Raw genomic sequence first — 13,732 nt, forward strand, 5'->3', positions numbered from 1 at the left:
CGGCCTTCTCCGCGGGCGCTGCCGCCTTCTTGGCCGGAGCGGCCTTCTTCGCGGGAGCTGCCGCCTCCTTGGCCGGAGCGGCCTTCTTCGCTACGGCCTTGGCCGGGGTCTTTGCAGTTGCCATGGTTTTCTCCTTGATCAAGTGGAAAAGTCACCGTTCTGTGCGGACCGGTCCGCCCAGATACGGCTATTCACCGCCCGAGAGTCGCCCAGGAGGAGCGCCTCGATACGGTGAATGGGATCGCCATGCAGCCCCGCCACCTCGTGGGTGTTGATGCGGGTTTCGCTCGGTGACTGCATTGGCCAGGTCTTGATCTTGTTGTGGCTGGGAGGTCAGTCCCAGCTCAGTGCCCCGCCCGACTGGTACTCGATGACGCGGGTCTCGAAGAAGTTGCGTTCCTTCTTCAAGTCGATCATTTCGCTCATCCAGGGGAAGGGGTTTTCTTCGTTCGGGAACAACGCTTCCAGACCGATCTGCACCGCACGGCGGTTGGCGATGAAGCGCAGATAGCCCTTGAACATCGAGGCGTTGAGGCCCAGCACGCCACGCGGCATGGTGTCCTCGGCGTAGCGGTACTCCAGCTCGACGGCCTTGAGGAACAGCGCCTTGATCTCGGCCTTGAACTCGGCCGTCCACAGATGCGGGTTCTCAAGCTTGATCTGGTTGATCAGGTCGATGCCGAAATTGCAGTGCATGGACTCGTCGCGCAGGATGTATTGGTACTGCTCGGCGGCACCGGTCATCTTGTTCTGGCGGCCCATGGCCAGGATCTGCGTGAAGCCGACGTAGAAGAACATGCCCTCCATCAGGCAGGCGAAGACGATCAGGCTCTTGAGCAGGGTCTGATCGTTCTCGGGCGTGCCGGTGTGGAAGTGCGGATCCATGATCGCGCCGATGAAGGGGATCAGGAACTCGTCCTTGTCGCGGATCGACTGGACCTCGTTGTAGGCGTTGAAGATCTCGCTCTCGTCCAGGCCCAGGCTCTCGACGATGTACTGGTAGGCGTGGGTGTGGATGGCCTCTTCGAAGGCCTGGCGCAGCAGGAACTGGCGGGCCTCGGGCGCCGTGATATGGCGGTAAGTGCCCAGCACGATGTTGTTGGCGGCCAGCGAGTCGGCCGTGACGAAGAAACCGAGGTTGCGCTTGATGATGCGGCGCTCGTCTTCGGTCAGGCCGTTGGGGTCCTTCCAGAGCGCGATGTCGCGGCTCATGTTCACTTCCTGCGGCATCCAGTGGTTGGCGCAGGTGGCGAGGTACTTCTCCCAGGCCCACTTGTACTTGAACGGCACCAGCTGATTGACGTCGGTCTGGCCGTTGATGATGCGCTTGTCCGCGGCCTTCACACGACGCGCGGTCGTCGCTTCGCCGGACAGGTGGGGAGCGGGGATGGAGACGCTGGCGGCTTCGTGCGACGTGGTTGCCGAAGCCGTCGCCGAAAGGGACGCCGAAGGCAGGGCCGCGATAGTTTTCGCGTTGTGGGTATCAGTGGACTTCAGGTCTTCGTCCCAATCCAGCATGGTGTCTTTCCTATCGCTTCGAATTATCGGCAGTGCTTGTGTAGTTCAACAAGGTCTGGCTGCGGCTATTTGCATGGTTCGCGCAAAGTTTGTTGCGCGTGGGCATCGAAAACACGAGGCGTGAACTTGTCTATACAAGTCCATGCCTCCCCGCCATTTACTGGCAGGCCTCGCAGTCGGGGTTATCGATCGAGCAGAACTTCATGTCCGTTGCGGGCAGCTCCGGCTCGACGACCGCGACAGGCGCGGCAACTGCAGCCATCACCGGCGCCGCACTCGACGACACCGCATTGAGCTGGCCCGAGCGCGTGACCGTGCTCTTCTCGGCCTGCGTCGCACTGGTGGTGCGCAGGTAGTAGGTCGTCTTCAGGCCGCGCTGCCAAGCGAGCTTGTAGGTCTCGTCGAGCTTCTTGCCCGAGGCGCCGGCCATGTAGATGTTCAGGCTCTGCGCCTGGTCGATCCACTTCTGGCGCCGCGCGCCGGCTTCGATCAGCCACACGGTGTCCACTTCGAACGCCGTCGCATACAGTGCCTTGATCTCCTCGGGCACACGATCAATGCGGCGCAGCGAGCCATCGAAGTGCTTGAGGTCCATCACCATCACGTCGTCCCACAGGCCCAGGGCCTTCAGGTCGCGCACCAGCGATTCGTTGATGACCGTGAACTCGCCGGAGAGGTTGGACTTGACCGACAGGTTGCCGAAGCAGGGCTCGATCGAAGCGTCGACACCGATGATGATGGAGATGGTCGCGGTCGGCGCGATGGCGACGCAGTTGCTGTTGCGCATGCCGTAGGTGGCGATGCGGCCGCGCAGCGCATCCCAGTCCATCGTGGTCGAGCGGTCGACATCGACGTAGCCCCCGCGGGCTTCGGCCAGCAGGTCCAGCGAGTCGATCGGCAGGATGCCGCGGTCCCATAGCGAACCCTTGTAGGAGGAGTAGCGGCCGCGCTCCTCGGCCAGTTCGGTCGATGCCCAGTAGGCGTGGTAGCAGACGGCTTCCATCGAGCGGTCGGCGAACTCGACGGCGGCTTGGCTGGCATAGGGCGTGCGCAGCTGGTACAGCGCGTCCTGGAAGCCCATGATGCCCAGCCCGACCGGACGGTGGCGCAGGTTTGAATCGCGCGCCTTCTTGACGGCGTAGTAGTTGATGTCGATGACGTTGTCGAGCATGCGCATGGCCGTGCGCGTCGTCTTCTTCAGCTTGGCGTGATCGATCTGGCCGTCCTTGATGTGCTGCGCCAGGTTGACCGAGCCGAGGTTGCAGACGGCGATCTCGCTGTCGTTGGTGTTCAGCGTGATCTCGGTACACAGGTTGCTGGAGTGCACGACGCCGACATGCTGTTGCGGGCTGCGCACATTGCAGGCATCCTTGAACGTGATCCAGGGGTGGCCCGTCTCGAACAGCATCGACAGCATCTTGCGCCACAGGTCCTTGGCCGGCATGCGCTTGAAGAGCTTGATGTCGCCGCGGTCGACCTTGGCCTCGTACTCGACGTAGGCCTTCTCGAAGGCGGCGCCGAACAGGTCGTGCAGGTCGGGGCAGGTGCTGGGGCTGAACAGCGTCCAGTCGCCGCCCTCGATGACGCGCTTCATGAACAGGTCGGGAATCCAGTTCGCCGTGTTCATGTCGTGGGTGCGGCGGCGGTCGTCGCCGGTGTTCTTGCGCAGGTCCAGGAACTCCTCGATGTCGAGGTGCCAGGTTTCCAGGTAGGCGCAGACGGCGCCCTTGCGCTTGCCGCCCTGGTTCACCGCGACTGCCGTGTCGTTGACGACCTTCAGGAAGGGCACGACGCCCTGGCTCTTGCCGTTGGTGCCCTTGATGTGCGAGCCGAGCGCCCGCACCGGCGTCCAGTCATTGCCCAGACCGCCGGCGAACTTGCTCAGCAGCGCGTTCTCCTTGAGCGCTTCGTAGATGCCGTCGAGGTCGTCGGCAACCGTCGTCAGATAGCAGCTGGACAGCTGCGAGCGGCGCGTGCCGGCGTTGAACAGCGTCGGCGTGCTTGACATGAAGTCAAAGCTGGACAGCACTTCATAGAACTCGATGGCGCGCGCTTCGCGGTCGATCTCGCCCAGCGCCAGGCCCATGGCCACGCGCATGAAGAAGGCCTGCGGCATCTCGATGCGCTGGTCTTCGATGTGCAGGAAGTAGCGGTCGTACAGCGTCTGCAGGCCGAGGTAGTCGAACTGCAGGTCACGCTCGGCCTTCAGGGCGGCGCCCAGCCTGGCCAGGTCGTACTGGCCCAGCTTCTCGTCCAGCAGCTCGGCCTTGATGCCCTTCTTGATATAGCCGGGGAAGTACTCGGCATAGCGCTGCGTCATCTCGCCCTGCAGCACTTCGCCGCCGAGGATCTCGCGGCGGATGGTGTGCAGCAGCAGGCGCGCGGTGGCGCGGCTGTAGCCGGGATCCTTCTCGATCAGCGTGCGGGCGGCCAGGATGGCGGCCTTGTAGACCTCGTCGATGGCGACGCCGTCGTACAGGTTGCGCATGGTCTCGGCCAGCACCGGGTCGGGCTTCACGTCGGCGCCGAGGTTCTCGCAGGCCGACACGATGAGCCCCTTGAGCGCCGCCAGGTCGAGCGGGCGGCGCTCGCCACGGTCCACCACCATCAGTGCCGGCTCGGCTGCGCGCGTGGCTTCGCCTTGAGCGGCGCGCTCCTGGGCGCGGCGCTCGCGGTAGAGCACATAGGCGCGCGCGACCTCGTGGTGGCCGCTGCGCATCAGGCCCAGCTCGACCTGGTCCTGCACGTCCTCGATATGGAAAGTGCCGCCGCTCGGGCGCGAACGCAGCAGCGCGCGCACGACGTTCTGGGTCAGTTGCTCGACCGTCTCACGCACGCTGGCCGAGGCCGCGCCGCTGGTGCCATGCACGGCCAGGAAGGCCTTCATCAGCGCGACGGCGATCTTGCTCGGCTCGAAGGAGACCACCGCGCCGTTGCGGCGAATGATCTGGTAGGCCTGGTAGGTCGTCGGTGCGACCGCGCTGGTGGCGGAGGCGTCGGATCCAAACGCGACCGGGGACAGCGACGAAGGCGAGGCGGGGGCGGGCTGGCCCGTGACGGCTTCATGCAGCATGAGGAGATCCTTTATCGAGAAATGACGGGCAAATGCGCGGCCTGAGCCCGGACGTCCCGGGGGCGGGTCAGCGCATCGTGCGTTGCTTCAGTGGGGGTATTTCGTCCCTGCCGGTCCATTGCCAGGCCGCGATTCCGGCTTGGTCCTCGGGTGCATTGCTGCTGCGGCCAGGCCACAGCAAACAGCGATTCCGAGGGGATGGTCATGGGGGCGACTGGGTTAGCAGGATATCACGAAGGGACACTATATCTATGGCCTACGCCTCACTCAAGCACTACCCCTAGTGTCAAACCCGGGGCGAGATTCCGCTGGACAAATGCGCCGTGCGCGCCGTGGCCCGATGGCAGCGGGCATCGCTGCCGACAACCCCCATGAGCATTGGGCTGGCGGGCCGCAGCGCAGCGCAAGGCCGCGCCAGTACTGCGTCAGCGCGCACGGCCGCGGGTGCAAACAAGCCGCGTCGCCGATTTAAAGCAGGGCAAATCCCGAGAGGGCTTTTTCAGCTGTCCCCGGCCGAGATGGCCAGCCGCGCCATGCGGTAGCGGATCTGGCGCAGCGACAGCCCCAGGCTCGCCGCTGCCGCCGTACGGTTGAAGCGGTGCAATTCCAGCGCGCGCAGCAGGATGGCGCGCTCGACTTCGTCGAGATAGCGTGCCAGGTCTGACGGCAGTTCCTCGGGCAGCGACACCGCCTCGGCCAGCGGCGCCGCCGCCACCGGCGTCTCCAGTGCCGCGAACTGCGATTCGCTGCGACCCTCGTCAAGCAGCGCGTCGGGCAAGCCCAGGTCGTCGGCGTCGATCAACTCACCGCCGGCCAGCGCCAGCGCGCGGTGCAACAGGTTCTCCAGCTCGCGCACATTGCCCGGGAAGGCGTAGCGCGACAGGGTCTGCAGCGCCGCTGCCGTCAGCCGCGGTGCGGGCGACACGCCGGCGTCCTGGGCGATGCGCGCCAGCACCCGGGTGCTGATCAGCCCCAGGTCCTCGAGCCGCTCGCGCAGCGGCGGCACGCGGATCTGGATGACGTTCAGGCGGTAGAACAAGTCCTGGCGGAAGCGGCCCGCCGCCACCTCGGTGGCCAGGTCCTTGTGCGTGGCGCTCAAGATGCGCACATTGATCGGCGTCTCCGCCGTGGCGCCGACCGGCCGCACCGAACGTTCCTGGATGACGCGCAGCAGCTTGCTCTGCATCGCCAGCGGCAGGTCGCCGATCTCGTCGAGAAACAGGGTGCCGCCGTCGGCCGCCTGAAAGAAGCCCTCGCGGTCTTCGTTGGCGCCGGTGAAGGCGCCCTTGCGATAGCCAAAGAACTCGGCTTCCAGCAGGTTTTCGGGAATGGCGCCGCAGTTGACCGCGACGAAGCGCCCGTCGGGCCGCGCGCCATGGTCATGGATGGCGCGCGCGACCAGCTCCTTGCCGGTGCCCGACTCGCCCTGCACCAACACCGGCGCCATGCTGCGCGCCACCTTCTCGATCAGCACACGCACCGCCCGCATGGCGCGCGACTCGCCGACCAGGCGCACCGCCGTCGCGGCCGGCGGGCCTGCAGCTTCGGTGACGGGCGCCGGCTCGGGCAGGCGTGCCGTCGGCTGACGGCCCAATGCCGAGCCGACGACGAGGCGGAACTGACGCAGGTCGACCGGCTTGGTCAGGTAGTCGAAGGCGCCGGCCTTGAGCGCCTCGACAGCGTTCTCGGCCGAGCCGAAGGCCGTGATGACGATGGCCTTCTCCGGCCGGCCCGCCTGCTCCATCCAGCGCAGCAGCTCCAGCCCGGAGCCGTCGGGCAGGCGCATGTCGGTGATGACGGCGCTGTACTGCGCGGCCTGCAGAAGTGCCAGCGCCTCCGCGACCGAACCGGCGCTGTCGATCTCGTAGCCCTCGCGCAGCAGCGTCAGCTCATAGAGCGTGCGCAGGTCGGGCTCGTCATCGACGACCAGCAGGCGAGTGGGGTTGCTCATCGGCTCAGCGGGATGTTATTGGGGCTGAAGGCATGCGCAGCTGGACGCGGAACTCGTTGGCCGCTGCGTCGCCCGAACGGCGGTAGTCGATGCGGGCGGCATGGCGCTCGCACAACTCACGGCAAATATAGAGGCCCAGGCCCGAGCCGCGGCTGCGTGTCGAGAAGAAGGGCTCGAACAGATGGCGCTCGATGTCCGGCGGCACCGGCGCGCCGGCGCTGCGCACGACCAGCTCCAGGCCGTCGCCGTGCCGCGCCAGCACGACGGCGATGGCCCCGACGCCGGTCTCGGCATGCCGGTGCGCGTTGTCCAGCAGGTTGACGAGCACGCGGCGCAGGTGCTCGGCGTCGAACAGCGCCTGCAGGCCGGGCGCCTCGATCTGCAGCTGAAACCGGCTCTGCGCGCCGGGCTTGATGTCATTGACCCGGGCCCATTCCTCGCAGGCCTCCTGCACGCGGGCGCTGGCATCCAGCGGCTGGGTGTCGGGCTGCATGCCGGGCGCGATCTCGGTCACATCGTCGACCAGGCGCTTGAGCCGCTGCACGTTCGACGCCACCATCTTGGTCAACTGCTCGGCGCGCATGCCGGCCACGTCCTCGGCGATCAGCGCATTGGCCTGGGCAATGGCCGCCAACGGGTTGCGGATCTCGTGCGCGATGCCGACCGACACCCGGCCCATGGCGGCCAGCTTCTCCTGCCGCGTGCGCGCCAGCAGCTCACGGTTGTCCTCGACGAAGAGCACGCACAGCTCCTCGCTGCCCTCGCGCTGGCGCGTGAAACGCAGGCGCAAGCGCAGGCTGCGGCTGAGGCCGCTTTCCAACGGCAGCGCCACGTCAACCTCCGCGCCGGTACCGCCGACATAGGCGCGCTCCAGCGCCTGCACCAGCGGCTGCCAGTCGGCGCGGCCGCGCAACTGCCAGCTCAGCTCGCCACTGGCGGCGCCCAGCAGCTCGCGCGAGGCCGGGTTCGTCGCCCGCACCCGGCCGCGGCGGTCGACCACCAGCACGCCTTCCTGCATCTCGTCGATGACCAGGCGGTTCAGCGACTCCTGCTGCCGCGCCAGTGCCAGGCTGCCACGCGCGGCCTTTTCCTCGCGGGCCAGGCGCGCGCTCAGCTCGCCGGCTAGCAGGCTGACCGCGAACAGGCCGCTGCCTACCAGACCCGCCTGCGTCGTCCGCAGGCCCACGTCGGCACCCAGCAACAGGGCCCACACGGCCGCGCCCAGCAGGCCCAGCGTCGCTATCGCCGCGGTCGCCAGCGCCAGCAGGCGCGGGCAGAGCACGGCGGCCATCAGCACCGGCATGACAAACAGCGCGCCGTAGTTGACGCCGCTCGGGTCCAGCGCATGCAGCACGCCGAACAGGACCAGGTCCATGCCGATGGCGCTCCACCAGTGCGGGCTGCTGATGCGGGCCAGGCTGCGCGCCGAGGCGCCGCGCCGCAGTTGCGGCAGCAGCCACAGGGCCACGGCGGCCATGGCGTAGTAGGCGCTGAGCGCCAGGGTGGACCGCGCCGGTGGCGTGGACAGCGCCGCGGCCATCAGCTGCGCGGCGATCAGCGCCAGCCCGAGCGCGGCACGCGCCGCAAGAAAGGCGCGGTAGAGGCGTTCGAAGCTAGCGCTGCTCTCAACCGGCTCGGCCGGCTGGACTTCGACGAACCAGCTGCCGTGGCCACCCACGCTCAAAGCGGGTCCTGCCGGTTCTCGAAGCTGGTCCGGTGTCCGACGCTGCAGAACACGCCCCCCTTGCCGGGCAGCGACTCGTCGGCCGGCAGGTGCATGCCGCACTCTGCACAACGCAGCATCGCCTTGGGTGCCTCGGGCGACCGTGGCTTGCTGCGCACCTCGGGCTCGCGCGGCCGGCCGCGCTTGAAGCCGATGATGAAGACGAACAGCGCCAGCACGGCCAGCAGCAGCAGGTACTTCATGCGCCGCCCCCGTTCAAGCCGCGCTGCAGGATGACCTCGAAGACAAAACGCGAGCCCGCATAGGACAGCAGCAGCAGCGCCGCGCCGGCATAGAGCCAGCGCGTCGCGCGCCGGCCACGCCAGCCGTAGATGCGCCGGCCGACGAGCAGGCCGGTCAGCACCAGCCAGCCCAGCACGGCGAGCAGGTTCTTGTGGTCCCAGTGCCAGCTCGGTGTGAACCACCAGCCCAGCAGGATCGCCAGGGACAGCACGGCCACGCCGGCAGCGACAAACTGGAAGGTCAACCGCTCCAGCTGCAGCAGCGGCAGCCCCCCGGGCGTGGCCAGCTTGTGGCGCAGCCGGTTCTCGGCACGATTCATCAAGGCCGCATGCAGCACGGCGACGCCGAACAGGCCGTAGGACGCCAGGCCCAGCACCCAGTGCAGCGGCGCCCAAGGCGAGGCCGCGGTGGGGCGGCTCTCGCCCGGAAAGCCCCAGGCCAGCAGCACCGCCGCCGCCGCCAGCCAGGCCAGCACGCGGCGCACGCTGTGCAACGGCAGGAAGCGGCTTTCGATCAGATAGACCGTCAGCACCAGCCAGGTGGTCATCGACAGCGCGGGTGCAAAGCCGAAGCGCGCGCCCGGCGTGGCCAGGCCGAAACCGCTGATGTCGATGAACAGGGCAACGAACTGCGCCGTCCAGGCCAGCGCCATCGGCGGCACCGAACGCACCGGCGCACGGGCGGCCGTCTCGGCCTCGCCGGCGCGCGCGCGCAGCAGTCCGACCCAGACATAGCCCAGCAGCGCCAGGCCGCTGGCGACGGCCAGCGCCAGGCCGGGCCCAATGGCGTGGGCGGCTGCGGCGTCTCCCAGGGGAGCGGGCGATAAACTCATGGCCGCAGTGTACTTTTGGCCTGTCGCCGTTCTGCCGACCAGGCCCCCTCCTACCCCATGGCTTCAAACCTCACCGACCGCCTGAGTCGCCTCGTCAAGACGATGCGCGGGCAGGCCCGCATCACCGAGAGCAACGTGCAGGACATGTTGCGCGAAGTGCGCATGGCCCTGCTGGAGGCCGACGTGGCCTTGCCGGTGGTGCGCGACTTCATCGCCCGCGTGAAGGAGAAGGCGCTGGGCCAGGAGGTGGTCGGCTCGCTGAACCCGGGCCAGGTGCTGGTCTCTGTCGTCCACAAGGAACTCGCCGCGACCATGGGCGAGGGTGTGGCCGCCATCAACCACGCCGCCCAGCCGCCCGCCGTCATCCTGATGGCCGGCCTGCAGGGCGCCGGCAAGACGACGACAACCGCCAAGCTCACCAAGCACCTGATCGACAAGCGCAAGAAGAAGGTGCTGACGGTCTCCGCCGACGTCTACCGCCCGGCCGCCATCGAGCAGTTGAAGACGGTGACCCGGCAGGCCGGCGGCGAATGGTTCCCGTCCGAGCCGAACCAGAAGCCGCGCGATATCGCGCTGGCCGCGCTGGACCACGCCCGTCGCCACTATTTCGACGTGCTGCTGGTCGACACCGCCGGCCGCCTGGCCATCGACGACGTACTGATGGCCGAGATCAAGGAGCTGCATGCCGTCCTGAACCCGGTCGAGACGCTGTTCGTCGTCGACGCGATGCAGGGCCAGGACGCCGTCAACACGGCCAAGGCCTTCAAGGAAGCGCTGCCCCTGACCGGCGTCATCCTGACCAAACTGGACGGCGACTCGCGCGGTGGCGCGGCGCTGTCGGTGCGCCAGATCACCGGCGCGCCGATCAAGTTCGCGGGCGTGTCCGAGAAGATCGACGGCCTGGAGGTGTTCGACGCCGACCGCCACGCCGGTCGGGTGCTGGGCATGGGCGACATCGTGGCCCTGGTCGAGCAGGTCACGGCCAACGTCGACATGGCCTCGGCCCAGGCCATGGCCGACAAGCTCAAGAGCGGCAGCGGCTTCGACTTGAACGACTTCCTGCAGCAGATCTCGCAGATGAAGAAGATGGGCGGCCTGGGCGGCCTGATGGACAAGCTGCCGCAGAACATGATGGGCAACAAGCAGCCCGGCCAGGCGGACATGGACCGTGCCGAGCGCGACATGAAGCGCATGGAGGGCATCCTGCAGGCCATGACCGCCAAGGAGCGCCGCCAGCCCACGCTGCTGATGGACGGCAAGAGCAAGGCCAGCCGCAAGCGCCGCATCGCCGCCGGTGCCGGCGTACAGATCCAGGACGTCAACCGCCTGCTGAATCAGTTCGACCAGATGCAGGGCATGATGAAGAAGATGAAGGGCGGCGGCCTGATGAAGATGATGAAGAAGATGGGCGGCATGAAAGGCCTGCCCGGGATGTAGCCCCTCTCCCCTTGCGAATGCAAAGAAGGCCCCGAGGGGCCTTCTTTCTTTTGGTGCGGTGCGATGCCTACTTCTTCTCGGCGGCAGCCTTCAGACCAGGCAGGAAGTCGGCGCCGTGGGCGACCTGAGCCGTTGACTGGCGCACCGTCTCGCCCAGCGGCTCGACGCGGCCGCCCAGGCAGTGGCCCAGGAAGCTCTCGGCGATGGCGTTGAAGCCGATGCGGTTGTTGGGCTTGGCGAAGCCGTGGCCCTCGTCCGGGTAGAGCACATAGGTGACCGGGATGTTCTTGGCCTGCATGGCCTGGACGATCTGGTCTGACTCGGCCTGCTTCACGCGCGGGTCGTTGGCGCCCTGGCCGATCAGCAGCGGCCGCACGATCTTGTCGGCCTTGTACAGCGGCGAGGCGGCGCGCAGGATGGCCTTGCCCTCGTCGGTCGTCGGGTCGCCCATGCGGCTGTACATCTGCTTCTTGCCAGCCTCCCAGTAGGGCGGGATGGTGCCCAGCAGGGTTTCCAGATTGGACGGCCCGACGATGTCGACCGCGCAGGCGAAGGTGGTCGGCGTGAAGGCCAGGCCGGCCAGCGCCGCGTAGCCGCCGTAGCTGCCGCCCATGATGGCGACCTTGTCACTGCTGGTGACGCCCTGCTTGACGGCCCAGTTCACGGCGTCGATCAGGTCGTCGTGCATGGCCAGGCCCCACTGCTTGTTGCCGGCATTCAGGAACTTCTTGCCGAAGCCGGTGGAGGCACGGAAGTTCACCGACAGCACCGCATAGCCGCGGTTGGCCAGCCATTGGTGGGTGCCGTTGTAGCCGTAGCCGTCGCGCGCCCAGGGGCCGCCGTGCACCAGCAGCACCAGGGGCACGGCCTGCTCGGGCTTGCCGTCGCCGTTCTTGTCGGCGCCCTGCGGCAGTGTCAGGTAGCTGGGCAGCGTCAGGCCGTCGCGGGATTTGATCTCGACCGCATGCATGGGCACCAGCGGCGCGTTCTGCAGCTCGGGGCGGGCGACGTACAGCGCCGACAGCTTCTTGGCCTTGCGGTCATACAGATAGGTGGCGGAGACCTTGGAGACCGGATCGATGCCGACGATCCACTTGTCGTCGGCGCGCGTGCGGCTGGCCACGAAGACCTCGCCCTTGCCCAGCTGCTGCTGCAGCCAGTCGAAGTCTGCCTTCAGGCCCTTGTCGATGAAGTGCCACTCGGTGGTCAGGTAGTCCACCGCGTAGGCCTGCACCTCGCCGGTGGTGGTGTTGCGCAGCGTCGCGCCGAGGTCGGCGCGGGCGTCCTGGGCGATCAGCTTGCGCTGGCCGGTGGCGGTGTCTTCGGCGAACACGGCCGTGGTGTCGCGGTCGCGCGAATCCCGCCAGTACAAGGTCTTGCCATCGGCGGTGTAGCCGATGGGGCCGGTTGCGTTGTCTTCCAGGCTGGTGCTCAGGAAGGGCTTTTCGGCGACCGCGCCGTCCTTGACCTGGTAGTAGTCCGTGCCGCCGGCGGCGTTGGGGCGCGCACCCAGGCGTACCTGCAGGTCGTCGTCGGTCTCGAAACCGGCAAAGCCATCGCCCTTCATGACCAGTTTCAGCTCGCCTGTCTTCAGGTTCAACAGGTGCACGTCATGCCAGCGCGGGTCGCGGTTGTTGATGCCGACCAGCACCTCGTCCACCCGCTTGCGCGAGCCGCCGATCATGCGCACGCGCACCTTGTCGAAGGGCGTGTAGTCGCGCTGCGTGCCGGTATTCACGTCCACGCCGTAGAGGCGGAAGTTCTCGTCGCCGGCGTTGTCCTTGACGAACAGCAGCTGCTCGCTGTTGCCCGACCAGAAGTGGCCGGGGATGGGGCGGTCCTTGGAATCGGTGACGGCCTTGGCGGCCTCCGGCTTGGCCGCAGGCGCCACCCAGACGTTCATCACGCCGTTCACCGGCGCCATCCACGACAACCACTGCCCGTCGGGGCTCAACTGCGCGCCGGCCTTGACCGGGTTGCCAAACAGCGCAGTGCGCGGGATCAGCGGTGTGTCGCCGACGGTGAGGGCGGCCTGGCGGGCGTCGGCGGCGAGCGCGCTCATCGGCAGCGCGGCGGCGAGCGCCAGGGTCAGCGGAAGCAGGAGCTGGGAACGGGACATGCGGACCTCGGACAGAAAGAGAAGTCCGCGAGCATAGGCAGTCTCGGGCCCCATGCCATCGGTCAGGGCGCGCGGCTCCGGCAAGCCGGACCCACGCCCGGCGGGAATTGCCGCACGGCCTGCGGCCTTTGCGGCCACAAGCGGAAGGCAAGGCCCCAGCTACTCCAGCAGCGCGCGCGCGAACTCGCGCGCGCTGAAGGTCTCCAGGTCCTCCAACTTCTCGCCCACGCCGATGAAGTAAACCGGCACGGGGCGCTCGCGCGCGATGGCCGCCAGCACGCCGCCCTTGGCGGTGCCGTCAAGCTTGGTGACGATCAGCCCCGTCAGGCCCAGCGCCTCATCAAACGCCTTGACCTGGTTCAGCGCGTTCTGGCCGGTGTTGCCGTCCACCACCAACAGCACCTCATGCGGGGCGCCTTCCTGGGCCTTGTTGATGACGCGCTTGATCTTCTTCAGCTCTTCCATCAGGTGGATCTGCGTCGGCAGGCGGCCGGCCGTGTCGGCGATGACGACATCGGCGCCGCGCGCGCGGCCCGCGTTGACGGCGTCGAAGCTCACGGCCGCCGGGTCGCCACCCTCCTGGCTGATGATCTCGACCTTGGCGCGGTCGGCCCAGACGCCGAGCTGCTCGCGCGCGGCGGCGCGGAAGGTGTCAGCAGCGGCCAGCAGCACCTTCTGGTCCGCCTCGGCGAGGTGGCGGGTCAGCTTGCCGATGCTGGTCGTCTTGCCGGCGCCGTTGACGCCGACCACCATCATCACGGTGGGTGTATGGCGGCCGACTTCCAGGCCCTTCTCCAGCGGCGACAGCAGTTCGGTCAGCGCATCGATCAGCAGGC

Annotated in this window: 9 protein-coding genes; 1 reads left to right on the top strand and 8 read right to left on the bottom strand. The window is 67.7% G+C overall.

All coding sequences use genetic code 11. From position 1 onward, the window contains the following. Window positions 1-333: 333 nt before the first annotated feature. From ACT6S0_RS22410 to ACT6S0_RS22435, 6 genes are all read right to left on the bottom strand, one after another. Window positions 334-1,518: a ribonucleotide-diphosphate reductase subunit beta gene (locus ACT6S0_RS22410; protein ID WP_444765986.1), complete on the bottom strand. Its 1,185-nt coding sequence runs from the start codon at window positions 1,516-1,518 to the stop codon at window positions 334-336. Between the two features lie 157 nt (window positions 1,519-1,675). Next, the gene (locus tag ACT6S0_RS22415; protein WP_444765987.1) at window positions 1,676-4,591 is read right to left on the bottom strand and encodes a ribonucleoside-diphosphate reductase subunit alpha; all 2,916 of its coding nucleotides are present in this window, start codon (window positions 4,589-4,591) and stop codon (window positions 1,676-1,678) included. 499 nt (window positions 4,592-5,090) lie between these two features. Then, window positions 5,091-6,542, bottom strand: a complete 1,452-nt coding sequence (locus ACT6S0_RS22420; protein WP_444765988.1) for a sigma-54-dependent transcriptional regulator — start codon at window positions 6,540-6,542, stop codon at window positions 5,091-5,093. 4 nt (window positions 6,543-6,546) lie between these two features. Next, on the bottom strand, window positions 6,547-8,220 hold the full coding sequence (locus ACT6S0_RS22425; RefSeq protein ID WP_444765994.1) for a sensor histidine kinase: 1,674 nt from the start codon (window positions 8,218-8,220) through the stop codon (window positions 6,547-6,549). Window positions 8,221-8,222: 2 nt separating this feature from the next. Continuing rightward, entirely contained in the window at window positions 8,223-8,468 is a 246-nt protein-coding gene (locus tag ACT6S0_RS22430) for a PP0621 family protein (protein ID WP_444765989.1), read from the bottom strand. After that, window positions 8,465-9,340 (bottom strand): cytochrome C assembly family protein, encoded by an 876-nt coding sequence (locus ACT6S0_RS22435; RefSeq protein WP_444765990.1) that lies wholly within the window; start codon window positions 9,338-9,340, stop codon window positions 8,465-8,467. Before ACT6S0_RS22435 ends, ACT6S0_RS22430 begins: the two co-directional genes overlap by 4 nt. Window positions 9,341-9,397: 57 nt before the next feature. Between ACT6S0_RS22435 and ffh the strand changes: the two genes are divergently transcribed. Then, window positions 9,398-10,777 carry a signal recognition particle protein gene (gene ffh, locus ACT6S0_RS22440; protein WP_444765991.1) on the top strand — a complete coding sequence of 460 codons (1,380 nt, stop codon included), beginning with the start codon at window positions 9,398-9,400 and terminating at the stop codon, window positions 10,775-10,777. A 67-nt stretch (window positions 10,778-10,844) separates the two neighbouring features. Here ffh and ACT6S0_RS22445 read toward each other — a convergent pair whose 3' ends face one another. Further along, the gene (locus tag ACT6S0_RS22445) at window positions 10,845-12,896 is read right to left on the bottom strand and encodes an alpha/beta fold hydrolase (RefSeq protein ID WP_444765992.1); all 2,052 of its coding nucleotides are present in this window, start codon (window positions 12,894-12,896) and stop codon (window positions 10,845-10,847) included. Window positions 12,897-13,055: 159 nt separating this feature from the next. Further along, on the bottom strand, window positions 13,056-13,732 hold a 677-nt coding region (gene ftsY, locus ACT6S0_RS22450), incomplete at its 5' end, for a signal recognition particle-docking protein FtsY (protein WP_444765993.1).

The sequence above is a fragment of the Roseateles sp. genome (assembly GCF_052436255.1).
Lineage (GTDB): Bacteria > Pseudomonadota > Gammaproteobacteria > Burkholderiales > Burkholderiaceae_C > Pelomonas.